General features: G+C 59.0%; 17 protein-coding genes. 11 read left to right on the top strand and 6 right to left on the bottom strand.

What is annotated here, in order from left to right:
- The first annotated feature begins 108 nt into the window (after nucleotides 1-108).
- Nucleotides 109-1212, top strand: coding sequence for an acyltransferase family protein (locus ACYG9R_RS17645; RefSeq protein WP_196813572.1), 1104 nt, complete (start codon nucleotides 109-111; stop codon nucleotides 1210-1212).
- Nucleotides 1213-1254: 42 nt separating this feature from the next.
- Here the strand turns inward: ACYG9R_RS17645 and ACYG9R_RS17650 are convergent, their stop codons facing one another.
- Nucleotides 1255-2169 carry a glucosamine inositolphosphorylceramide transferase family protein gene (locus tag ACYG9R_RS17650; RefSeq protein ID WP_245260025.1) on the bottom strand — a complete coding sequence of 305 codons (915 nt, stop codon included), beginning with the start codon at nucleotides 2167-2169 and terminating at the stop codon, nucleotides 1255-1257.
- 734 nt (nucleotides 2170-2903) lie between these two features.
- Between ACYG9R_RS17650 and wecB the strand changes: the two genes are divergently transcribed.
- The 3 genes from wecB to ACYG9R_RS17665 are packed head-to-tail and all read left to right on the top strand — an operon-like array spanning nucleotide 2904 to nucleotide 6188.
- Entirely contained in the window at nucleotides 2904-4058 is a 1155-nt protein-coding gene (wecB, locus tag ACYG9R_RS17655) for a non-hydrolyzing UDP-N-acetylglucosamine 2-epimerase (protein WP_023823347.1), read from the top strand.
- A complete protein-coding gene (gene wecC / locus ACYG9R_RS17660) occupies nucleotides 4051-5388 on the top strand; it encodes a UDP-N-acetyl-D-mannosamine dehydrogenase (protein ID WP_023820697.1) in 1338 nt (445 codons plus the stop codon). Before wecB ends, wecC begins: the two co-directional genes overlap by 8 nt.
- Entirely contained in the window at nucleotides 5385-6188 is an 804-nt protein-coding gene (locus ACYG9R_RS17665; RefSeq protein WP_023725122.1) for a WecB/TagA/CpsF family glycosyltransferase, read from the top strand. Before wecC ends, ACYG9R_RS17665 begins: the two co-directional genes overlap by 4 nt.
- A gap of 40 nt (nucleotides 6189-6228) precedes the next feature.
- On the opposite strand, the gene ACYG9R_RS17670 is transcribed toward ACYG9R_RS17665, so the two are convergent.
- Nucleotides 6229-7668 carry a lipopolysaccharide biosynthesis protein gene (locus ACYG9R_RS17670; protein WP_023823348.1) on the bottom strand — a complete coding sequence of 480 codons (1440 nt, stop codon included), beginning with the start codon at nucleotides 7666-7668 and terminating at the stop codon, nucleotides 6229-6231.
- A gap of 168 nt (nucleotides 7669-7836) precedes the next feature.
- Here ACYG9R_RS17670 and ACYG9R_RS17675 point away from each other — a divergent pair, with 168 nt between their 5' ends.
- Complete coding sequence (locus ACYG9R_RS17675; RefSeq protein WP_031199189.1) at nucleotides 7837-8955, top strand: glycosyltransferase; 1119 nt, start codon at nucleotides 7837-7839, stop codon at nucleotides 8953-8955.
- Between the two features lie 18 nt (nucleotides 8956-8973).
- Here the strand turns inward: ACYG9R_RS17675 and asnB are convergent, their stop codons facing one another.
- Together asnB and ACYG9R_RS17685 are read right to left on the bottom strand one after the other, a co-directional pair.
- Entirely contained in the window at nucleotides 8974-10863 is a 1890-nt protein-coding gene (gene asnB / locus ACYG9R_RS17680) for an asparagine synthase (glutamine-hydrolyzing) (protein ID WP_023703936.1), read from the bottom strand.
- A 221-nt stretch (nucleotides 10864-11084) separates the two neighbouring features.
- Nucleotides 11085-12326, bottom strand: coding sequence for a glycoside hydrolase family 5 protein (locus ACYG9R_RS17685; protein WP_031199190.1), 1242 nt, complete (start codon nucleotides 12324-12326; stop codon nucleotides 11085-11087).
- 16 nt (nucleotides 12327-12342) lie between these two features.
- On the opposite strand from ACYG9R_RS17685, the gene ACYG9R_RS17690 reads away from it, so the two are divergent.
- The 3 genes from ACYG9R_RS17690 to ACYG9R_RS17700 all read left to right on the top strand — a co-directional run bounded on the left by ACYG9R_RS17690 (nucleotide 12343) and on the right by ACYG9R_RS17700 (nucleotide 16696).
- Entirely contained in the window at nucleotides 12343-14349 is a 2007-nt protein-coding gene (locus tag ACYG9R_RS17690; RefSeq protein ID WP_023671805.1) for a heparinase II/III family protein, read from the top strand.
- Nucleotides 14350-14552: 203 nt separating this feature from the next.
- The gene (locus tag ACYG9R_RS17695; RefSeq protein WP_023686296.1) at nucleotides 14553-15545 is read left to right on the top strand and encodes a sterol desaturase family protein; all 993 of its coding nucleotides are present in this window, start codon (nucleotides 14553-14555) and stop codon (nucleotides 15543-15545) included.
- A complete protein-coding gene (locus tag ACYG9R_RS17700) occupies nucleotides 15542-16696 on the top strand; it encodes a GNAT family N-acetyltransferase (RefSeq protein ID WP_023696861.1) in 1155 nt (384 codons plus the stop codon). The genes ACYG9R_RS17695 and ACYG9R_RS17700 overlap by 4 nt, the downstream gene beginning before the upstream one ends.
- A gap of 503 nt (nucleotides 16697-17199) precedes the next feature.
- On the opposite strand, the gene ACYG9R_RS17705 is transcribed toward ACYG9R_RS17700, so the two are convergent.
- Complete coding sequence (locus ACYG9R_RS17705; protein WP_081726813.1) at nucleotides 17200-17655, bottom strand: Ros/MucR family transcriptional regulator; 456 nt, start codon at nucleotides 17653-17655, stop codon at nucleotides 17200-17202.
- A 164-nt stretch (nucleotides 17656-17819) separates the two neighbouring features.
- Nucleotides 17820-20582 carry a UvrD-helicase domain-containing protein gene (locus tag ACYG9R_RS17710; RefSeq protein WP_245260027.1) on the bottom strand — a complete coding sequence of 921 codons (2763 nt, stop codon included), beginning with the start codon at nucleotides 20580-20582 and terminating at the stop codon, nucleotides 17820-17822.
- A gap of 272 nt (nucleotides 20583-20854) precedes the next feature.
- On the opposite strand from ACYG9R_RS17710, the gene ACYG9R_RS17715 reads away from it, so the two are divergent.
- The 3 genes from ACYG9R_RS17715 to ACYG9R_RS17725 all read left to right on the top strand — a co-directional run bounded on the left by ACYG9R_RS17715 (nucleotide 20855) and on the right by ACYG9R_RS17725 (nucleotide 23428).
- Nucleotides 20855-21400 carry a DUF6650 family protein gene (locus ACYG9R_RS17715; RefSeq protein ID WP_155923200.1) on the top strand — a complete coding sequence of 182 codons (546 nt, stop codon included), beginning with the start codon at nucleotides 20855-20857 and terminating at the stop codon, nucleotides 21398-21400.
- 106 nt (nucleotides 21401-21506) lie between these two features.
- Nucleotides 21507-22460, top strand: a complete 954-nt coding sequence (locus ACYG9R_RS17720; protein WP_155923202.1) for a hypothetical protein — start codon at nucleotides 21507-21509, stop codon at nucleotides 22458-22460.
- A gap of 233 nt (nucleotides 22461-22693) precedes the next feature.
- Nucleotides 22694-23428: a TIGR02391 family protein gene (locus tag ACYG9R_RS17725; RefSeq protein WP_245260028.1), complete on the top strand. Its 735-nt coding sequence runs from the start codon at nucleotides 22694-22696 to the stop codon at nucleotides 23426-23428.
- The last annotated feature ends 6 nt before the right edge of the window (nucleotides 23429-23434 follow it).

The following is a 23434-nucleotide window of genomic DNA, read 5'->3' on the forward strand; positions in this document are numbered from 1 at the left end:
CAGCCGGATTTACGCTATTCGTGAACTCGGTAACCCACACTTAATTGGCCGGTCGTATTGATGGCGATGCTTTGCACGGCGCCCGACGCGCTGCCTGTGGACGGCACAATGGCATCAGGCACCGGCAAAGCGCAGGAGATCAAGGTGAAGAAGTTCTATTCGATTCAGTATCTTCGCGCCTGCGCCGCCTTGCTGGTTCTGTTCGCACACGCCTTTTCCTATCAGATTGGCGTGGACAATCTGATTATTGTGACGGCGGGCCGCCTGGGCGTCGTTCTGTTCTTTGTCATCAGCGGTTTCATAATGGTCCATATTACGGGAGATGGTCCGTTTTCCGCTGCCACCTTCCTGAAACGCCGAGCAATCCGGATCATCCCCCTTTACTGGCTTTTCACCAGCCTCGCCGCGGTTCTGGCGGCGCTCGCGCCAAGTCTCTTCCAGAAGACCGTCTTTACGTGGCCCCACTATCTTCAGTCGCTCCTCTTCATTGTTCACGAAGCGCCTGGACGGGATAGCGCCAGTCCAATCCTCTCACTCGGCTGGACGCTCAATTACGAGGTATTTTTCTATATCGCTTTTGCGGTGTTCGCATTCCTGTCCGTGACCTCGCGCGTATTTGTGCTGACGGTCTTTTTCATTGCGATGTGGATAGCCGGGCTGTGGCTGGCTCCCACCAACCCTGTTATCCAGTTCTATCTCAACCCTTCTCCGGTGGCATTCGTCATCGGTATGTGGATAGGGCGGCGCTATTTGGACGGTGATTTCACTTCCGACATACGCCATGCTTGGTTATTCGGCGTAATGACCGCTGCGGGCGGGGTGCTTTCATTCGTCGATGACGGTACGCCGCTCTTGGGTCAGATCAGCTTCGCGGGACAAGCAATGTGGGCGGCGGGCCTACTTCATCTCAGCCTCATTCTGGAGCCGAAACTCAAGCACTGGAGCCTTCTCGAGCAGTTGGGCGACGCTTCCTACGCGCTTTATCTGTCGCATATCTTCGTGATCGGCGCTGTGGCGTACCTGGCCAGACGCACCGTCGGATACGAGCATCCGACAACGGTATTGTTGGTGTCGGTGGTCAGCATCGTGACAGCCTGCCTCGTCAGTCTGGTGATTTACCAGATGATCGAGAAGCCGATTCTTCAGACCCTGAACGGCAAAAGGAAGACGAGAAACACACCGCTTCCTCATATTGCCACGGAGAACAAATAAGCAGGCCAAGCAACGGGACGGTCACGGCTTTCAGCGCTTCAGTCAGCCCGCGCTGTCCACGACCTCGACATTGCCGGCGCGGTTAAGCGTATGAATGCCCGTGCGTGCCCATGCCGGACCCGCGCCGATCGGCCGGGGCGAGGCGAAGCGGACATCGGACGCGTCGAGTCGCTCAAGCTGCATCAGCCCCAGACCACCGCCATAGGCCCTCGATCCGTTCTGCACCGGCAGCACCAGGGCATCGTCCTGGCGGATAAAGGCGCCGCCCGGCCGGGTGGCCGAATGATCGACGGCAATGGGATTGAGCGGATGGGCGACCCATGGCCCGCGCAGCGAGGGCGCGCAATAGACCGCCATCGTGTCCGACGCGCTGCCGTAGCCGAACCGCTCCGTTCCAACCAGCCAGAAGCGACCGTCGGATTCGAGCAGCGTCGCGTCGTTGAAATCCCTGTCCGCCATCAGCACCGTGTCGCGGACCCAGCGGTCGGGAAACTGCGCGGCGCGATAGAGCACAAGTTCGCGAGCCGAACCACTTTCGGGGATCATGAAAATCTCGCCATCGTGTGCGAACACCTGCGGATACGACAGGTGGTGCGCTTCCTCCAATACAACCCTTGGAACACCGAAAGTGCCATCGTCACCGAGCTCGGCGACGGAAATCACGCCGCGACTCGTCGCGTAGGGGAATTCCTCGACAAACAGATGATGGCGGCGGTCGGCCTCGAAGACGAACGGGTCGGCATAGAAGCGTTGGCCATCGTCCGGCAGGACTGTGAACGGTTTGCCGTCGAGTTGCCCGGTTTCGGCGATGCCTGGTCCGTCGATCACCCGATAGGCAACCTGCCAATAGAAGGGGCGTCGTCCCCGCCTGATTTTTTGCACGGCGCGATCGATCAAAGCCCTGCCAAAAAAGGGCACATAGTGTCGAACAAAACTGTCGTTCTTCAGGATCGGCACCGGGTTGTCGCTTACCGGCACAAGCTTGCCCGCAAAGAAGCGGGCGACGGTTTGCATGATCAGCGACATGGCGCCGGCGAGCAGGTCGTTGCAGCTTCGAGATAGCCAGAGCCTGTCTGCCAGCATCGGTCTAGCCTGGGCCACGACAACGCCATCGAGGCGAGCGCCAAGTTCAGGCAATTGTCCGCTCGCCAACATTGCGGCAACGCCGGCTGGAAAGCTGTTGCGACCGCAAAATTCGAGCCTCAGGACTGGCGCGTCTTGCCCCGTTGCGCTGGCAGTGAGATCTATGACGAGGTCCGGAGGGCCGCGATCGATGGGCGGCAACGGCTCGGACCGGCCCGCCAGCGAGGGACCGAAACGCCGGCTCTCGATCGCCAAGACAGTGTCCAGCCCCCGAGCGGTTGGCGCCGCCGCCGGCGCGTGGCAACTCGAGACCACGTAACCTGCCGCATCCAACCGCATAAAAAGCTCATTTTCCCAGCGCCGGGATCCGACGGCGTGGCCGATGATTAAAATATTAGTCAACCCAAGTTATTCTCGTTAAAGCAAAAAATGGCTTGCTCTGGTATCTTTCCCCACAGTTCCTGGCAAGGGTTGCCCAAGGGGGGCTGCGGACTCTAGCGTTAATCATACGTTAATTTTTTTGAATACGAAGGCGGTTCAGGGCGCTATTGTTAGGCTGAAAGCACATGTCAGCCGGGCGCCCACGCTTTCGGTGACCAGGGTCAACCATGAACGCCGTTTCACATCCGAGATTGCCCTCAAGGCGAAAACTGCTGATCGTGTTCGGCACGAGGCCGGAGGCGCTCAAATGTTTTCCGGTGGCGCGCGCCGCGCTCGCCCATCCAGGCTTTACCACGGAAATATGTGTGACGGGCCAGCATCGCGAGATGGTCGATCAGGTCATTGAATTGACGGGCCTGCCGGTGCACTACGATCTCAACATCATGCAGCCAGGTCAGACGTTGTTCGACGTGACCTCGCGCGTGCTCCTCGGAATGGCGGGGGTGCTGGAGAAGGCGAAGCCGGACATCGTCATCGTCCAGGGCGACACAACCACCGCGATGACCGCGGCTCTAGCTGCCTTCTACAAGCGGATTCCGGTTGCCCATATCGAGGCGGGATTGCGCAGCCACAACATCAACTCTCCCTTTCCGGAGGAACTGAACCGCAAGATTGCCGGCAACATCGCCACTTGGCATTTTGCGCCGACCACCGAGGCGCGCGACAATCTCATCGCCGAAGGAAAGGCTGCGAACACCATCTTCGTAACCGGCAATACCGTGATCGACACGCTGCTGCATTTCTCCAGCGAGATCGATGCCGACAAGCTGATGAACGCCAACCTCGCCGCTCGTTTCCCCTTCATCGATCCGACCAAGAAAATGATCCTCGTCACCGGTCATCGCCGTGAGAATTTCGATGGCGGCATCCAGAGGATCTGCACCGCGCTGAAGGCATTGTCGGCGCGCAGGGATGTGCAGATCATCTACCCGGTCCATCCCAACCCGAATGTGCGCTCCGTGGTCGACGCCGAAATCGGGACGGTGCCGAACATCCACCTGATCGACCCGCAGGACTATTTGCCGTTCCTGTACCTGCAGAAACAGAGCTACCTGGTGTTGACCGACAGCGGCGGCGTGCAGGAAGAGGCGCCTTCACTCGGCAAGCCGGTGCTGGTGATGCGGGAAAACACGGAGCGACCCGAAGGGATCGCCGCTGGTACTGCCCGGCTGGTCGGTACCGATATCGAAAAAATTCTGGCCAATGCCAATAGCCTGCTCGATGATGAGAGCGTCTATCGCGGCATGGCGGAGAGGCACAACCCATACGGCGATGGCCAAGCTGCGACCCGGATCGTTGAGGAATTGCTGAATCATGGCTGAAATCAAAACCGTTTCCGTTATCGGCATGGGCTATATCGGCCTGCCGACCTGCGCCATTTTTGCCAGCCGCGGACTCGAAGTCATCGGTGTCGATATCAATGAGGCGGTGGTCGCGAAGGTCAACCGCGGCGAAATCCACATCATCGAACCGGACCTGGATGGTTTGATCCAGAAAGTCGTCGCCAATGGCAAGCTCAAGGCATTCAGCACGCCTCAGCCGGCCGATGCCTATATTATTGCCGTTCCAACTCCGATCACCCCGGACCGCAAGCCGGATGTCAGCTACGTGCTTGCGGCAGCGCGAAGCATCGCTCCGGTGCTAAAACGGGACGACCTGGTGGTGCTGGAATCAACATCGCCGGTCGGCACGACGCGCGTCATGACAGCGCTGCTCGCGGAACTGCGACCCGATCTCAAATTTCCCGTTGCGCATGGCGAGGAAGCTGACGTCCTGGTCGCCTACTCTCCCGAGCGCGTGCTGCCGGGAAAGGTGCTGACCGAGCTGATCAACAATGATCGCTCGATCGGCGGACTGTCCCGAAAGTCTTCGGAGCGGACAGCGGCACTCTATTCAAGCTTCGTCGCCGGCGACCTGTTCATAACCCAGGCCGAAAGCGCGGAACTGGTTAAGCTGACCGAAAATGCGTTCCGCGATGTCAATATCGCCTTCGCCAATGAGCTTGCGGCGGTGTGCCAGGATCTATCGCTCAATGTCTGGGAGGTAATCGATCTCGCCAACCGGCATCCTCGCGTGAACATCCTGCAGCCGAGCCCGGGCGTGGGCGGCCACTGCATTGCGATCGATCCGTATTTTATCATCGACGCCGCACCGAACAATACGCGGCTGATCAGTTCGGCGCGGCGAATCAATTCCGAGCGACCCTTGTCGGTGGTCAGGGACATCGAGGCATTGCTCGACCCGACCCGCAAGCAGACGATCGCCTGTCTTGGCCTCAGCTTCAAACCCAACATCGACGATATGCGCGAGAGCCCGGCGGTCGAGGTTGTTAAGCTTCTGTCCAAGATTCCCAATATCAAGATCGTCGCTGCCGAGCCCAATGCGCGTCAGTTGCCACACGAGCTCGAGGGCAGCGGCGTCATGTTCACCGATGCACTTTCCGCTATTGACCAATCCGATATCGTCGTCCTGCTGGTCGACCATCGACAATTCAATCTGATCGATCCCGAAGCGCTCAAGGACAAGAAGCTCGTCGACACACGGGGCCTGTGGACCTGGCGCAAGGCGCGCAAGCCCGACGCCCGCATCGAAGGCAAGAAATCCGAAATGGAACGCTCGCAGTCTCTCGCTCGCACCGGAGAAGCGGCATGAACTCGCATGACCCGGCATGGGCGCAACACTCTCTATTGGCATCGCGCCGCCGCGAGTTTCTCGGTGCGACCATCCATGCGCTGACCATGGCCGAGACGCTGGCCATCGCAGACGAGGCGATGGCGACGCGGCGGCCGCTTCATCATGTTGTCGTGAACGTCGCCAAGCTTGTGAACATGCGCAAGAATGCCGAACTGCGCGAGGATGTCGTCGGGGCGGATATGGTCAATGTCGACGGCAAAGGCGTGCTTTGGGGCGCGCGGCTCTGCGGCGTCGAGTTGCCGGAGCGTGTGACCGGCGTCGACGTCATGATCAACCTGCTTGCGCTGTGCGCCAAGCGTGGCTATCGCCCCTACCTTCTGGGCGCTGAACAGCACATTCTCGACGCAGTTGAAAGCCGACTTGCCAGAGATCATCCGAGCCTGGCCATTGCCGGCCGGCGCAATGGGTATTTCAAGGCGGAGGAAGAGGCCGCGATCGTCGAGGCCATCAACGCTTCAGGTGCCGACTGCCTGTTTGTGGCGATGCCGACGCCGAGCAAGGAGCGCTTTCTCAAGCGCTATCGCGACGTACTCGCTCCGAGTTTCGTCATGGGCGTGGGCGGCAGCTTCGACGTCTATGGTGGAAAGGTCGCCCGGGCACCGAAACTGGTTCAGGCGGCGGGCCTGGAGTGGCTGTTTCGCGTGGCGCAGGAGCCGCGACGCTTGTGGCGCCGCTACTACGATACCAACACCGCCTATGCACTGCTGCTGTGGCGTGAGTTCTGGTCTCGCCGGGGACGCCGAAACGTCAATCCGTAGGCTCGCGACTTTCAGACAAGCATGCCTCATTGCGCGGGATTTATGCGATCCGGAGCCGTGCCCTTAGCTTACCGATGAACTGCGTCACGGCCGCGGGGTGAAACAACCAGGTCAGTCCCAGGAAAGCCGCACCGCCGGCGACACCGCCCGCCGCGAGCGGAAAGATCGCCGGCATATTCCCCAGCGCAGTGCTGGCAAGGCTGGCGGCCAGTCCGGTGCAGATAGAAATGATGGCCGAGACAGCGATGTCGCGCCAGGGAACCGGCACCGGCGTGAGCCTCTCGGCGATGACGATGCAGGCTGCAAGACCTGCCAGCGATCCGCCCGCCAACGCCAACGCCGCGCCAACCTCCGCCATGGTGGGAATCAACAGAAAAGACAGTGAAATCGTTGCCACCGAGCCGAAGGAATTGGCGATGATCAGCAACCACGGCCGCTTATGTGCGTGCACCACGACGCCATAAACGAAGCTTGTGAGATTGGCACAAAGAACGCTGAAGGCGATGATCGGGAACAGCAGACCGAAGCGACCATGATATTCCGCGGGCAGCAGGAGTCGCGTGATGTCGCCGCTGAGCGCGATAAGCGTTGCTGCGACCGGCAGGCAAAGGCGTATCATCAAGGCCATGAGTTGCGACAACAACCGCCCGGACGCCTCGGATCCCTCTTCGTCGAAGCGGCTGACCACTTCTGGAAATGCGCCCATGTTGATTGCGTTGGCGACCATATCGATCGGCTGCCGAGCCAATGCGTAGGCGGCTGCGAAGACGGCCACCGCGCCGGCATCGTAGTAGAGCTTGAGGAAGACGCGTTCAGCGCTGTTGAGACCGAAACCGACCAGCGCCATGATGACGAGGGGCACGCCGAGGGCAAAAAACTCCTTGTGGGTGAAGCGCGGCGGGCCGCCAATAACGCGCCCGGATGCCACCACGCACGCCACGATGCCGGCAATCAGCACGGCGAGGCTCGAGCCGAGCGATACCGTCAGAAACGAGCGTTGGAAGATAAGGATGGCGGCGATCGGCAAGGCGAGTTGCAGCAGGCCGCGCAGATATTCAAGCATCGAATAGAGGGAATGACGCTGCTGCATTTGCAGCACCGTCAACGCGAACCGGCTGATGGAGCCGGCAATCAGATAGCTGCAGACGGCGATTGCAAATTCGATCCAGCGCTCCGGCACGATCACCGCCGAGGCGATCACGGATATGATCAGGGCCAGCACCGTGGTGACAAGCAATACCTGTCCGGCAAGCATCAGGCTGCCACGGCTGACGTCGCCTTTTCCGCCAAGCCGCAGCAAGGCAATGCGCAGCCAGTTGGTAACGGCAACATCCGTCATTTCGCCCACGGTGACCACCAGGGTCAGCAGGCCATACTCGGTCTGGTCGATCAGCCGCGTCATGACGACCAGCAGGAGCAGAGCGGAAACCCGCGTCAGCAGAATAGCTGGGCCATAGATGAGTGTGGAACGGAGCAGCAAAGGGTTGTTCCCGGAAAATTTGCCGTCGATTAATCGTTGACCGACGGGAATTCCAGCATGATGACGGCAAAGGGTGAACGGATACAGTTTGAACCAAAAGATTTGTCGTAAACCTTTTTTGGAACGTTTGCTTTAGGGTCACCCGGCATCCGCAATCCAAATGGTGTCATGTTGCAGCGTCTCGCCCACAATAGAAAAATACATGTCTTGGTCGCAACGCCCTCGGGCGTTTCGGGACAAGGCGGCATCGACCGGATCATGGGGGCGCTGAAGCAGGAGTTCGAACGGCAAGAGATCGCCGACATCGATCTGCGCTTTCTTTCCAGCCGTGGCCCGGGACATGTCGGGCTTTCGATCTTCTACATGCTTGGTTTTTGCGCGCGGATGCTTGCGGCCCGCCTCGACAGACGCGCCGACGTCATTCACATCAATATATCGGTCTCCGGCAGCACCTATCGCAAGATGATGATCGCCGCCTGCGCCAGGCTGTTGTCGATACCATATGTCCTTCATCTGCATGGGGCGCAGTATCAGACATTCTGGAAAGATGATCATAGTTTCATGAGCCGCCGTATCAGGGCTCTGTTCGAGCATGCCGGCCGGGTGATTGTCCTGGGGGGGCTTTGGCGCGATTTCGTCGCCAGCCGGGCACCGGCGAACGGCGGCAATATTATCATCGTTCCCAACGCCACGGCAGTTCCTTCCCTGGCGCATGTCGGCGGAGGCGATCACGTGCACATCCTGTTCCTCGGCCGCATCGGCGAGCGAAAGGGCGTGCCGCAGTTGGGCGAGGCGCTGGAGCGGATGAAACATCTCAGGGGTTGGCGTGCCACGATCGCCGGCGATGGTGAGGTCGAGCCGGCACGAGCGAGGTCGGTCGCTCTAGGGATTGCCGACCGTATTGCTTTTCCGGGCTGGGTGGGACCTGACGAGGTCGCATCACTGATCGCTTCGGCCGATATTCTGGTGCTCCCCTCGTTCGCCGAAAATCTGCCAATGTCGGTGATCGAAGGCATGGCGGCCGGCCTGGCTGTCGTGGCCACCCCGGTTGGCGCGGTCGAGGACATCATCACCCACGAACAATCCGGTCTGTTGGTGCCGCCCGGCGATGTGGCGGCGTTGACCGAGGCGTTAACTCGGCTGGTCGAGGATACGGCGCTGCGCGCGCGGCTTGGCGCCGCCGCCATGGCGGTGCACCGGGAAAGGCTTGAGCTTGCACCGTTTGTCGACGCGATCTGCGATGTCTGGAGATCGGTCGCGTCCGAGGCGCGATCGGTCAAGCGCTGACGCTGTCCTTCATTGTCGTCACTGCGGCGGGCCAAGCGCGAATTCGCGGTGGAATATCTCCAGGTTCAAAAGCGCCCATATCAGTTTTTCGTGGTCCGCGGCGCGCTCGGCGTGCTCCCTGACAATCTGGTCCAGCTTCTTGGCGCTCAAATAGCTACGGATGACCGAATGGGACGAACACAGATGGTCCCGTACATAATCGCTCATCGGCCCGCGGAACCATTCGGCGACGGGCACCTTGAAGCCGATCTTTGGGCGGTTGAGGACCTCGTCGGGAACCATGCCGGCCATGCAGTCGCGCAGGATCTGTTTGCTGTGCAGGAAGCCCAGCCTGTAACGATCGGGCAGTTGGCTGACGAAGGAAACCAGATCGCGATCAAGGAATGGCATTCGCCCCTCGATTGAACCGGCCATCATCACTCGGTCGCCCCGTTCCAAGAGGTTGTCGGGCAACCACGATGTCTGATCAAAAAACAACACACGGCGCAGATGAGATTCCGTCACACTCGAAGAGAACGGGAAATCGTTGCAGTCATGGCCGCAAGTGGCCAACCCACCGAGGAGCGAATCGCGTTCCCGCGCCGTCATGGCTCCAAACCAGGAGATCATCCGGGTGGCAAAGTCCCGTTCACCCGCGCTTCGGGCAAATGTATCGAACTTGGCCGATGCGCCGGGCAATGCGCGCATCAAAGGGGCGAGGAGATTGTTGTGAAGCGACGCTGGAACAAGTGACCGGTAGACACCCGCCAGAGACTCTGCGCGATGTTTGGGGTAGCCGCCGAGAATCTCGTCCGCACCTTCGCCCGTAAGCACCATCTTGACGTCCTGCGAGGCTCGAACCGACATCAGGTAAATTGGAATGTCCGTACTTTGTGAAACAGGTGCCCCCCGATGGCGGACCATCTTGGGCAGATGATTCATCAGGTCATCCGCCTGGATGACGATTTCGCAATGATCGGTCTTGAAATGATCGGCGACGCGCCGGGCGAATGGAAGCTCGCTGTAAGCCTGTTCGCTGAAACCGACCGAAAACGTACGAATGGGGTTGTCGCTGTGCCTGGTCATCAGGGCAACGATTGCCGACGAGTCGAGGCCCCCGGACAGAAAGGCGCCAAACGGCGCATCACTGCGCATCCTGATCTCGACAGAACGGTCGAGCAATTCCAGAAATCGCCGCTTGGCGGTTCCTGGATCGATATCCGCTGTCAGATCGGTCTGATCCGGGGGCGCATAGTAGCGCGTTTCCGTTACTTCCCCTTGCGACCACACAGCGTAGCTTCCCGGGTTGAGCTTGCGGATCTGTTTGAAAAGCGTCCGCGGTCCAGGCACGTAACGCCAGGTCAGATACTCGCGCACTCCATCCAGATCGAGCTGCTGGCCATCTGGCTGCGCAGACAACAACGCGCTGATCTCCGAGGCAAACGACAGCAAATTTCTGCCTTGCATGAGGTAAAGGGGTTTTTTTCCAAAGGGGTCGCGAGCGAGGATCAATTCGCGCCGTTGAGCGTCCCACAGCGCAAAAGCGAACATCCCGCTCAATCGGTCGAACATGGCCAGGCGCCACTGGTCATAAGCCCTGAGCAGCACTTCCGTGTCGGAGCGTGTGCGAAAACGGTGGCCGAGACCGATCAACTCCTCACGCAACTCGATGTAGTTGTATATTTCGCCGTTGAAAATAATCCGGAGCCGTCCGTCCTCGGTCTGCATCGGCTGATTTGAATCGGCGTTTAAGTCAATAATCGCCAGGCGGCGATGCACCAATGCCAACTGGTCCTCGCCTGTGTTCAGGTCCAGGAGTTCGATGCCTTCGGCATCGGGACCACGATGCTGCAAGGCATTCGACATCCCGGCGGCCCGATCTTGTGGCTTCTCGACCCTGCGCCCAATCCAGCCGGCAATTCCGCACATTCTTTCCCTTGGCCCTCTTTCCCTTGTTTGCGTATGATCGAGGACACCAATCTACAGCGAATATATTAATAGCTGCTCGGTGGAGTGATTTTAAACCTGAGCCTGATTTGGTTCGATCAGGCCCTCTCGGCTGCAACTGGAGACGACAGTCCTTGGGTTTCACGCGATTGATCGCCAGCAACCAGGCAGACCGCTCGAACCGATCCTGACCCGATGACGAGTTATGGCAGGCCCAGTGCCCGCAACATCTCCCGGTCCGGGATCGCAGGCCCCTTGGGTTGGATAACACTCATTCCGTAAGGATTGGAGAATTCCCAGGCCGACCACGGCATCGCGAAGCGTTCCGCCTCTCTGCGCACTGCCATGAGATAGCGCAGGCGATCAGCATCGAAAGCTCCCATGCGGCCATCCGCAGACATCAGGATAACGCCGAATTCGCCCACGAACAGGCGTCTGCTCGCTATGCCATGGGCTTCAGCCCAGTCGACCGCCTGACGGAAACCCGCTTCGAGCTGGCTCTGCCCCCAATTCTGCTCAAAGTATCGGGCGATCGTTTCACGCGCCGCGGCCATGTTCATCACCTCTTCGATCTGGCTCAAGCCGGCGGCGTCCATCTGCGCCTTGAGGGTTTCGGCGACCACTTCGGGCGTGCTGGCGTCGGCAGGCCAGGGAAGGCCGGAGGAGAAAGCGTTCTTGTCATCGGCCCGCTGGTGCGTGAAGCTGTGCGGATCATACATGTGGAAGCTGTAATAGACGTTGGGGTCGTCGAAGTTGGGGTCCAGGTTGACCAGTCCCGCGATGCTCCCGCCGCAGGCGCCGGCCGCGACGATGGTGAGTTCGCTGCTGACGGCGCGAATATCGCGAACCGTGCCTGCCATGATCCGCTGCCAGTCATCGCTGCCGCTTGAATCGCAAGGGTAGTAGGCGGGCTCGTTATAGGGCTCGAGGGCGACCTTGTCGGCGCCAATTTTGATCAGCATGGCAGCCACCGCCACTACCATTTTGCGATAGCGGGCAACACCCTCGCTGTCGGCCCCGCCATGGATCATTTCCATGCTGTAGGCCGGAACCTGGCTGACGCCATGCAGATCGAAAACCACCTTGAGCCCGCTTGAAACCACCCGCTGCACCGCAGCGGCAAGCATGTCCAGCGCCTGTTGTCGTTTGGCGCCCTCGCTGGCAAGCAGAGGGCCAGGGTCGACACTCAGCCGGACAAAGTCGAAGCCCATGGATCGAATGCGACCAAACTGGTCGCCGTCCGGCCAATCGGTGAGCGGCCTGCCGCCCGCAAGCCATTCCTTCTCGCTGCGATAGGGCGGCCATTTGTAGGAACCATCTTTCTCCACCGGCGACCAGTTGAGCCATTCATGGACGCCAACGCCGCGCTCAAGCGGGATCGGCGCCGCCTCGGCTGACAAAGCCATGCCAAGCGCGCACGCTATGACGTAGACAACTTTTCTCATCGCAAAACTCCGCGTCATGGCCGAAGATATTAACCGCGGGAACGGAAAAGAGGATGCCGCCACACGCTTTTTCGACGGGATGGTGTATGAGGATCAAAATCTTGGCGGAGCGCGGATGAGGGTCGGGTGGTATTTCAACCGATTGCGCAGCATGGAGTTGGCCGAGATATTGCATCGGTTGGACGAGCAGCGCCGGAGGACCGTTTCGCGCCGCCGCGACAACGGCTGGCAGCGCTATGCGTCGCCGCAGTTGCACCCGGTGCTGCACGGATTGCGGAATGCTGTGCCGGCCGCTGCGACACCAGCCCAGCGGCAAGCTATCGAGGCGGCTGCGCAAAACACTCTTCGGGGCCAGTTTTCAGCACTTGGGCAGACCTGGCCACAGCGAGACCCCTATACTCTCTTTCCACCCGAGCTCTGGCGCCTTGATCCGGTGACCGGCCGGCTTTGGCCAGGCCCCAAGACCCATACTTTCGATATCGATTTTCGCCATGCCACCGGCCGTGGCGATGTAAAATATGTCTGGGAAATCAACCGGCTGCAGCAACTGCCGCCACTGGCTGCCCATCTGCTTCTCACCGGCGATGATCAATCCCGTGCGGCCATCGAGGCGGCGATCGAGAGCTGGCATTTCGCCAACCCACCATTTCGGGGCGTTGGCTGGGCCTCGGGCATCGAGGTCGCGCTACGAGCCATCAGCCTGATTGTCACGCTCGACCTCGTCGGCGACCGACTTGGCGCGGCGACGCGAGAAAAAGTCGGTGAAATACTGGCGGCAAGCGCCTATTGGCTGCCGCGGTTTCCCTCCCGTTTTTCGTCCGCCAACAACCATCTCGTCGCGGAATTGGCTGGCGAATATTTGATCGGTCTGGCTTTCGGGGCCGAGGTGGCTCGCGAGTCGCTCCTGGCTGAGGTGCTCAAACAGATCCTGGCCGATGGCGCCGGGGCCGAGCAGACCCCGACCTACGCCGCCTTCAGTGCCGAACTTTTCCTGCTGTGCGCTGCGGCGGCGCGCCAGGCCGGACTGCCTTTTCCCCAGCCCGTCGAAGCGCGTTTGGCCGCTTTCGCCAATTTCGCAGGCTGGCTCCCGCCGAAAACCAGCGGCTTCGGCGACAATGATGAAGGCCGCGTGATCACGCTGGGGGGCGAAACCGATTATGTCGGATCGGTCGCGGCCGCCATCCGTGGTTTTCTACGGATGCCGGGCAGCGCACCGGAGCCTGGCGATTTTCGTGCGCTTTTCTTCGGCGCGCCACCGCGGCCGGCGCCGGTGCCGAATGGATTGCATACATTCACGCAAGGCGGGCTCTCCGTCTGGCGCGGCGAGATGAATGGTCGCAACGTCCATCTGACATACGACCACGGCCCGCTGGGCTACCTTTCGATAGCGGCGCACGGTCATGCCGACGCGCTGTCGCTCACCCTGTGCATTGACGGCGATCCGGTGCTGGTCGACCCCGGCACATGGCTCTATGGTTCGGGGGGAGGCTGGCGCGACTGGTTCCGCTCGACGCCGGCGCACAACACGCTGAACCTAGAGGGTAAAAGCCAAAGCATCATCTCCGGGGCGTTCAACTGGTCGCACAAGGCGGTTGCGACATTGGTGGAGAGCGAGCCGGGGCCGCACTGGAGGCTGTGTGCCCGACATGACGGGTACAAAGGCCGCTTCGGCGTTGTGCATCAACGCGCCGTGACACGCGATGGCGACGGCATCCTCGTGACCGACCAACTGCTCGGCGGCAGCCGCGTCGCTGAGATCGTCTTCCAACTCGCCGCCGACCTCCACGCCAACAGGGATGGAAACATTGTCACGATATTGCGCGGCGCTGAACCTTTGATGACTATCCACTTTCCAGACGCAGCGATCCACATCCGTTCCGGCGGCGACACACCGGGCCAGGGCGGCTGGGTTTCGCCGCGTTTTGGTGCAAGGCAGCCAGCCGAACGCCTCGCATGGCGTGGCCAAGTAGGCGAAAAGGGAGTAGTCATCCGGCTCGCGCCAAGTCCGCCGCAGACCCGATAACGGGCAGGTTGCAGGCGCAGCGTTCGACATTAATTACGTTCAGATATTTAGCGGTTTTGACACCGTTGATCTGCTAATTTGGCCATGATTGTTCTGCCAGTCGCATCCCGATACACAGTTGCGGGCAGCATATGATAGGCCTGGCAATATGTGCTTCGCGACGAGCCGGATCACCATTTCACCACCTAGGAGCCACTGCATCGATGTTTTCGGAATTCGCCAGAGTGATCGTGGAAAAACTCTCACACATCGATCTGCTGACACTCGGTCTCCTGTTGCTCACGGCGCTGGGGAGCGCGGTGGTCGCCTACTGGCGAACGGTCGAACAGAAATCCTTCCGGGACTTTTTCGACTTCGCCTTTCCCGCGGAAGTCATCATGCACCCATCGGCGCGAGCGGACGCATTGTTCTGGATCACGAAAAGGCTGGTGATGCCCTTCCTGCTCATTCCCGCCGGTGTCACCTTCGTTGCCGCCACGGGATATGCAACAAACCAGGCAGTCGGCTGGCTCTTCAGCATCTCGCAACCGCTGATACCCGGCCCCGCCGGCCCAGTGACGATCATCCTCTTCACCGCAACCATGCTCGTTGCTTACGATATCTCCTACTACCTATATCACGTTGCCCAGCACCGTTTCCCGTTCCTGTGGGAATTGCACAAGGTGCATCATTCGGCCGAAGTGATGGTTGGGATCACCAAGGACCGGGTTCACCCCCTGGACGATCTGATGAACCGGATCTGGGACGGCGTCATACCGGGGATCAGTTTCGGCTTGTGGAGCCTGATTGCGCTTGATCCGGTCGAGATCGCCATATTTGGCATCAACGTCTATGTCATTCGCAACATTCTCATGATGGACTTTGTTCGCCACACGCATCTGAAGATTTCCTTCGGCCGGTTGAACGGCGTCATCTTGTGTCCGCACTGGCACCAGGTGCATCACAGTGTCGACCCTCGCCACTACGACAAGAATTTCGGGCTGCTTTTTTCATTCTGGGATCGCATATTCGGAACGCAGTTCATCCCGGATCCGGACGAAGACCTCAAGTTTGGACTGATAGATCGCGACGTACGCGACTATCAGTCGCTTTTCGGACTTTACGTGCTGCCGCTCAAGAAAATGGCAAACCATATCATGCGACTTTTTCAAAAGCGCATCGATGTCGCGCAGCCGCAGGACCGTCTCCAACCATGAACAAAATGGCTTCGATTGACGCTGTTGGTGCGGAGCGACTGGAAATCGTCAGTTCGACGGATCGCCTGGCCGCCATCGAAGCCGAATGGGTAGACCTATGGCATCGTACCCATGCACTGATCTTTCAGAGCCATGCCTGGGTTTCGGCATGGTGGAGCACCGTGCGTGACCGCGACCGGCGCTCGCTGCGGATCGGCCTGGTATGGAGCGATGACAGGCTGGTCGCTGTCATTCCCCTGGCGATCGGCAGACGAAAAGGACTTCGGCTCCTCGAATGGGCCGCCAATAGCTATACGGACTATGGTGATATTCTTGTCGCGCCGGAATGCTCCCTATCGGCCCTCCAGAACCTCTGGAACCGGATCTGTTCGGCGGGTGGCTTCGATCTTGCTTTTATCAATCGTCTGTCGCCGGATGCGGCAGCCCGCAGGATTTTTACACCGGGCTCTTCCAGCGGCGTCAAGCTTCGCGCCAATCACCGGGAGGAAGTCAGTTATCGCGTCGCTGGACAGTGGGCCAGCGGAGCAGCATGGCTGGCGGACCAGCCGAAAAAGATGCGCCAGAACTATCGGCGCGGCATCAAGATACTGGAAGAAACAGGCGAAGTGAAATTCCGCCTCCTGTCGGCTGACGAGCCGCTGCAGCCATTGCTGGAGCGACTGTCGGCGCTGAAGCGCAGATGGCTGGAAAAGCACACGCGTGAATCCGACCTTTTCGAAGAGGGCGAGCCGGTTCTTGCCGCCCTGGTGGACGCGCTGTCACGCGCCGGTGTGCTGCGCATTTTCGTACTTGAATGCAATGGTGCGATGGTCGCGGTTTCCATCAACATCGTCCAGCACAACGTCATGATGGCATTCGTTACCACCTACGACCCTGACTTTAGCCGAGCGTCGCCGGGTGCGGTCCTGATTACGGAGTATATACAGTGGTCGTTTGATCACGGCTTGGGATTGGTCGATTTCCTCTGTGGCGGAGAGGCCTTCAAACATAGGTTTGCAACACAGGCCGTTACCCTCCAATCCGTTCTTGGGGCACGCACTGTGCAGGGCGCGCTCGCTTCTCTCGCTGATCGTATCTGTCAGACGATCCGCGTACGCTCACGCGGATTGGCGTCGGCGAATCCAGAGCGCCCGCCCGATGAGACTGCTTAATTTAGCTGGATAACTTGGGCATAAGCCGCCGAGCGTTGAGGGCTGGCGTGCGACATGGGCGCGCCATTCGAAAATCCGCGTCGATTACGCCTCGGAATCGGGACCGAATGGGTCCGCAGGTGGAGACTTCAGCCAATTCCCGCAAATCACGTCTCTCGAGGCACAGTTTGTTGTCTGCGAAGCGTCGCAACACGTTCGTTGGCGTCACAACGGTAGCAGGCTAGGTCCTGAAAATCATTGAAGATTTTTTCGGACAGGGCGCCTACCATAGGTCGGCGTTTTTTCTATAATTTCAGTAGCTTAAGGTAGGCTGGTAGCGGGAGACCGCTACATCGCGAGACCCACTATCGAGGAAGCACTCTTCTGCTATCGGCGACGCTCAGTCTAAAGCGCAAACGTCGCCGAAGATCGCCCGGAATTATGGTGGACGCGCGGGTGGTCTCGATTGGCTACCCGCACCTGTTGAAGCGCCCGAGATTGGACGTTCCGACAGCTTGGCTTCACTAAGCCCTGGGTTTGCGTTTGGCAGGGGCCTTTTTGGCCGGCGTTGGTTGCGGTTTGCGTCCGAGCCCCGCAGCCTTCGCGAGCGTAGATCTTTGGGCCGCGTAGTTCGGTGCTACCATCGGGTAGTCTGGCTTCAATCCCCACTTTTCGCGGTATTCGTTCGGAGCCAGCCCATAGTGAACCGCAAGATGACGTTTCAGCGATTTGAATTTCTTCCCGTCTTCCAGGCAGATGATGTGATCCGGTGTTACCGACCTTTTTGGATTGACGGCGGGTTCCTGCTGAGACGGCCCAGGCACATTCGGCTGACCAAGGCCTGTAAGCGACGAATGGATCGACGCGATGAGGTCTGGCAACGCAGCGACGGGCAGAGGGTTTTGGCTGACATAGGCAGAGACAATGTCTGCCGTCAGCCCGACCAGATCAGCCGTCACGGCTTCGTTTTGATCATTCAAGTATTCGCTCCTGGTATGGGGTCAAATCCGCATCGCCCATTTTCGTATACCGTAATTTTGGGCGATGCCGAGATAAATCTACCTGTCAGGCCAAAGCTCGGCTCAATGCTCGTTGGCGTGAGTCGTAGAGGATCCAAGTTCGCCGTCACAATGGGTGAAGACGGTTACCGTCTTCGCACTACACTCGTCGGTTCAGTGTGTTTGCAGTCCGGAAACTGATTGCATCCACGAAACATCGATCCGTCTTTGTTGCGCCGCTCCACCAATTGGCCGACGAGGCAGGCCGGGCATTGGCTCAATTCGGCTCCCTCAATCGTCTCGAAGCGGACTTCATCGCCGGCGATCTCGCAAAGCTCGTGGATATAGCGGGATGGCTGACGGCGGTTGGTGAGCATATAGACCCCTCGGCTGGCACGCGTCAGCGCCACGTAAAACAGGCGCCGTTCTTCCGCGTAAGCGAAGGTCTCGGGGCGAGGAATCACCAGGTTCAACAGCTCGTCGTCTTCGATGCGGCTTGGTACGCCGTAGTTGCCCTCGCTGACATCGAGCAGCACCGTGTAGTCGGCCTCGAGGCCCTTGGCCCTGTGAAACGACAGCCCGGTCACCTCGATGTTGGCAAAGGACGGCGGCCGCCCCTCGAATGGATCAAGGACGTTGTAGCGCCACAAAACCAGAACCTTGAGCTTGCCGCGCTTTTCGCCGCGCCACCGGTCGGCGATGGTACCCAGAGCGGCATCAAGCCGTTCGAGCAGGCGCTGACATGCCACCGCAAAGTCCGGCTTGTCGCGTTGATCATCGATGGGAATGACACGGATTGATCGCGAGACGGCCGGGCGCGTCGAGCGGACGGACTTCTTGATCTGTTCGGGATTGCGCTGGACGAACTTGGCGGCCGTCTCGGCAATGAGCTGGTTACAGCGATATGTCTGCTCCAGGCGCCCCTGCCAACTGGTCCCGAAGTTCGCTTCGAACCGCGTAAAGATCGTGATGTCCGATCCGGCAAAGCGATAGATCGACTGCCAGTCGTCTCCGACCGCGAACACCTTGCTGAACGCTTTCTGCTGTTTGAGCGCCTTGATGAGGTTAGCGCGCGGCTCGGAAATGTCCTGAAACTCGTCCACGAGAATGAGGGAATAGGGGCTTCGATATCGGCCAGTCTCGACCAGCCGCACCGCATCCGCGATCATCGAATCGAAGTCGATCCGCCCGGTTTCCTCAAGCTTTCGGGAGTACCCTTGAGTGATCAGCCAGACCGCGCGCGCGAACAGCCTCCCACGCTCCTTGTCATGCAAGTTTTTGGCACGTTCGAGCAGCATGTCGAGCGTGAGGTGACTGGCACGTATGTGCTTCAAGCAGGTGGATATCAGCTGGTGATAGTGCTTGATAACGACCGGATCGAGCGCCTTGGTGATTTCGGCGTAGCTCTTTCGCTCGAAAGGTATTGAGCGACGCGTCAGTTCAGACTCAAGCGTGCTGAGCAGCGTCTCGTCGCTGGCTTGAGCGGAAGTGGTCTCGAAGAAATCGATCTCATTGCGGCGATATGCCTGCCGCTTGTTCTCGGCGTGCTCGGCGTAGTCCGCAAAGGGTGAGCTTCCGTCCGCATCGAGCGCGAAATGCTCATGCACAGTTTCGGTCTGCGGATAGTAGAAATCCGGATGCAGATGGCGGACGCTGCCACCGTCTTCCTCCACCGCAATTTGCCGTTCATATTCGAAGGCGACTGAATGCAGCCAAAGCCAGTTGGCGATCTTCTTCTCCTGCAACGACTTTACGATCACGGCGGACAAGGAACCGATCGTGGCGCTACCCTTTCTAAGGGTGTCCGATACGTAGCGCTGATAGTCGGCCTCCCCGCCAAATACCTCAATCGGGATGTCGGCTTTGGGATGCACGACGAGAAGCTCGGCCCACATCCGGGCAAATTCCGGATCGCTCTCGACAAGGTTCTGGATTATCGCCTCGATGCCCCTGGTTTCGCCAGCGGGATGATCCACCCAGTTGGCGAGCTGCGGTGGCCGACCCTCGACCTCCTCAATGATTCCGCGCCCGAGCGCATGAAATGTCGTGACGCGACACTCCAAGGCGTCCTCCGCGACCTGCAACTGAGCCGCGATCCTCGTCCTGAGTTCATCGGCTGCGTTTCTGTTGAAGGCCAGGAGCAGGATCTCGTCGGGCCGATAGAGTTGTTTCTCCAGGACGTAGGCGACCTTGCCGACCATCGTCGCGGATTTGCCGGATCCTGCCGAGGCCACCAGCAGGTTGTTGTCCTCAAGGCGGATACAAGCCTCGCGCTGCTGATCGGAAAACGATCGCCGGTCGAGATCTTCGAAGAACGGCTGGAACCTCGTCAGTTCCGAGCTGACGAACGCCTCGTTGTAGGCATGGCGAACGGCCGGGTCCGTTATCATAGCGAACGAGGCCGGAAGGGAGGCCTTAAGTCCTACCGGCATCATGTCTGGGTTTAGAAGCGGGTGAGAGAGGGCGGCCGCTGCGGCGCCGGGGACGCCGGCAACAGCCCTGCCCAGATCGGCCTGTGCAAGATACTGTCTGTTGCCTTCGGTAAGCTCGCGAAGCCTTTCGTCGACATCGAGCAGGCGATCCTTCTCGGTGGCGATAAGCCCAAACAGGTGAGTGTTGATGAAGGCATGAAGGTCTGCGGCCAGTTGTGTGGCCGCGTCACCCGACAATGCCGAAAGGGTGTCTGTTCTGCCACGAGCTCGTATCTCGACGGTGTGCCACAGAAGCGCCTTGCTGGTCGAAATCGACACGATATCAAGGCAGCTAAGCTCCACCTCGCCATCTTGAGCCAGCCGGAAATGTCCTGAGATTTTCGGGTCAAGGGTCAGCTTCCATTTTCCCGCGGGAAACATCCGCGCAAAGAAACCTGGGCGATAGGTCCGCGAGCGGCCAGATAGCAATTTGGTCAAGGCCACATTCAATACGCCCGCTAAACAAGAGGTCTTGGAGGGCGAATATCAGCAACAGATTGAAATGTTCCAAATCATCGTGGAGGGCATTGCTCGGGCCGCAATGTAGGTCGTGGCTCTCTTTCGTCTCCTCTCACAGGAAACAGCGCAAGCGCGTCGGCGCGTCAACGATCTCATTAGATGGTTGCGGCGAGTTACGCCGTGCCAAACGCCGGGCTTTCCTTTTACATCCTACCGCGCCAATGATGAGAATCTGGAGTGGGGGGCAGTAGATGGCAATCGTTCGGCGAAGCTTCGATGCCATTCGAAGCAGGCTCACCGGCATCGGGTTCCTAAGTATTAGCGCGAGCTGGAATCCGCCAGTCGCACAACGGACGGTGATCTTGCGGCTGTTCAATTTCTTAGAGAATCGGCGTGTGCTCTACGTGCCGATGCATTTCGAGGTTCCGGACCAAGTTGATCAGTCGGTGATTCAGATTCGCAATGAGCTCACGCAAATCTTGAACGACCTTCCCGAGCATTCGCCAGCTGCACGCCGTGTCCGGCATCTGCGCACAGCCTCCCGGCGTTTTCTGGAGGATGCGCTGCCGGACTACCGAAACATCGCCTATCGCCTGCGCAACGACGTCGATAGTGGATCATCGATCCGGTGGCATGATCATGGCTACCGCCCGTTGACGCCCGGCTATTTCGTGGCGTTAGGGGAGTTGCGGGCAATCTTCGGATTGCAGCTTTCGGCGCTCGCCGCCGAATTCGAGATAGACGTGGAGGAAGACCTTACATCGATCTTCCCCGTGGCTATCGAGCGCCATGATTGAATCGGTAGCGCTATAAGACTAACGCCACGCTGACATGTGCGTGCGGATAAACGTGAAGGCTGGGGGACTATGTGATCGAACGTAGGGGCAAGGATTCAACCGGCGAATGGCCAACTATCGCCGAAAAGCATTGGTATGTGCTGTCGATCGTCAGTGCGACGTTCACGGCCGTAGCTATCGTAATCGCTTTCTGATCATTTTCAGTGACGGCTTCGATGGCGAGCATGATACCCGCTTGGCCCAAGCGCTCGCCCCCTTCGGTGTTGCACTGTTCGCGCTCGTAACTTTCTGCACGGTTAGCTGGCGAGGTTCCATTAGCGTTAGGCAGGCCAATCAAGCTGAGAACGAAGGGCGCCCAAAACTGCTTCAGGAGGGAGCTAAACTTTTGAGCGAGCCAAGCAAACCATCCCATGTGTCTGCCGGTGTCGCTACTCTAAGTGTGCTCATTCATAGCGGGCAAGGGGACTACGCGCGGAGCGCAATGAACCTGCTCGCTGATTTTGTCGAAGATCACATGCGCAACTATCACGGCAACCGGCATCGAGAAGAGATTTCCGGCGTCATGCGGTCGGGAGACGAGGCCGGTTTTAATACCGGCCGAAGCATCACCTTCTACGTTGCAGAGCCAGAACAGGATTACCACTACGACGATGATCCTGTATACTGGCACTACATTCCAGGGTTTGCCTCAGTAAGATATTTCGGAGGGGAATTTCTCTTCGATGACGAATGCGAAATTGATAGATGGGAAAATGCATCGTTTAACGGCGTAACAATAGTGGGATGGAAGCGCGTAACGGTTGACGGTCGATTTGAGAGACCCATGTTCAAGAACTGCGGTATCACTCGTGTCGACTCGATTGATTCAATTAATTTTCATGCGAATTATAAATATGCTTTTGAGAAATGTGATTTTTCGAATTGCATATTCGCGGATGAGAAGATCCTCGCGGTGGATTTTCGAGAGGGCGAAAATTACTTTCGGGCTGATGCCCCTCCTACACTCGCTGGCGGAACTGCGGCAATCGACTGGGCTGCGTTACTGAATCGGAGAGGATGACTGAACGTCATAAATCAATAACCTCCCTTTTGGGCCTTTCAGCTTCAGGTCCTGAGGCTTTGGCGGTTGTCCGCTTCGAACCTGTCGCCGCTTGGCTATCGAGGGATTCTACATGCTCTGTGACAATTTGGGGCTGATACGCTACCACGTCAGAACACAGGGGTTGTTATGGCTTCGTTTTCCCAAGAACAGCTGCAGGCAATTGCGGATGCACTCGCGGATACGTCGGAGGATTGAGAGGCCCCGAAATTGGTCACCTTCTGACGAGCTGTCGTATCAAGGATACCGATCCCGCCATCACGAAAAGACATCGCCTCTACAACGCCTTCGCCCATGAGCAGAATACGCGCCGCGATCGCACTCGCATCATTGGGTTCATCCGGAAGGCCATGAAGCCGGCGCGGTTTGTCCGCGAGCCTGAACGCTTCGAACCAATGCGTGCGAACCTCAACCGGGCGCTCGCGTTCACGGGGCTTTCGGTCGCCGCTTCTGGCGAGCTATCGAAGGCAGAAAAGGTCGAGACGCTCGGGCAGGCAGAGCGGCGGGCGCGAGAGCTGCGCGAAGACCTCGCTTCACGAGGCGTGCATCCGGACGTAATGAAGTTCTGTCGGCAAGAACTGCTGCAGGACAACTATTTCCACGCTGTGCTCGAAGCGGTGAAAAGCATCGCCGCCAAGGTGCGGTCCCGCACCGGGCTCGATGACGACGGCGCCGTGCTCGTCGACAGGGCGTTCTCGGGGACACCTCCGATGCTGGCAATCAATGCCCTCGCTACGAAAAGCGAGCAGGACGAGCAGAAGGGCTTCGGTAATCTCCTGAAAGGGACGTTCGGGATGTTCCGCAATCCCACCGCACACGAGGCGCGAATAAACTGGGCGATGTCAAAGGAAGACGCCGAAGACTTGCTGTCGCTTGTTTCGTTGATTCACCGTCGCCTGGACGCTGCCAGCATGCCTCCGCGGAGCTGATTGAAG

This window comes from Mesorhizobium sp. RSR565B, assembly GCF_054719465.1.

Bases quoted from the DNA above. Each gene is read 5' to 3' on its own strand.
- ACYG9R_RS17675 (WP_031199189.1), top strand. From the start codon at position 7,837: ATGTTGCAGCGTCTCGCCCACAATAGAAAAATACATGTCTTGGTCGCA.
- asnB (WP_023703936.1), bottom strand. From the start codon at position 10,863: ATGTGCGGAATTGCCGGCTGGATTGGGCGCAGGGTCGAGAAGCCACAA.
- wecC (WP_023820697.1), top strand. From the start codon at position 4,051: ATGGCTGAAATCAAAACCGTTTCCGTTATCGGCATGGGCTATATCGGC.
- ACYG9R_RS17720 (WP_155923202.1), top strand. From the start codon at position 21,507: ATGGCCAACTATCGCCGAAAAGCATTGGTATGTGCTGTCGATCGTCAG.
- ACYG9R_RS17685 (WP_031199190.1), bottom strand. From the start codon at position 12,326: ATGAGAAAAGTTGTCTACGTCATAGCGTGCGCGCTTGGCATGGCTTTG.
- ACYG9R_RS17715 (WP_155923200.1), top strand. From the start codon at position 20,855: ATGGCAATCGTTCGGCGAAGCTTCGATGCCATTCGAAGCAGGCTCACC.
- ACYG9R_RS17695 (WP_023686296.1), top strand. From the start codon at position 14,553: ATGTTTTCGGAATTCGCCAGAGTGATCGTGGAAAAACTCTCACACATC.
- ACYG9R_RS17645 (WP_196813572.1), top strand. From the start codon at position 109: ATGGCATCAGGCACCGGCAAAGCGCAGGAGATCAAGGTGAAGAAGTTC.
- ACYG9R_RS17690 (WP_023671805.1), top strand. From the start codon at position 12,343: ATGGCCGAAGATATTAACCGCGGGAACGGAAAAGAGGATGCCGCCACA.
- wecB (WP_023823347.1), top strand. From the start codon at position 2,904: ATGAACGCCGTTTCACATCCGAGATTGCCCTCAAGGCGAAAACTGCTG.
- ACYG9R_RS17665 (WP_023725122.1), top strand. From the start codon at position 5,385: ATGAACTCGCATGACCCGGCATGGGCGCAACACTCTCTATTGGCATCG.
- ACYG9R_RS17700 (WP_023696861.1), top strand. From the start codon at position 15,542: ATGAACAAAATGGCTTCGATTGACGCTGTTGGTGCGGAGCGACTGGAA.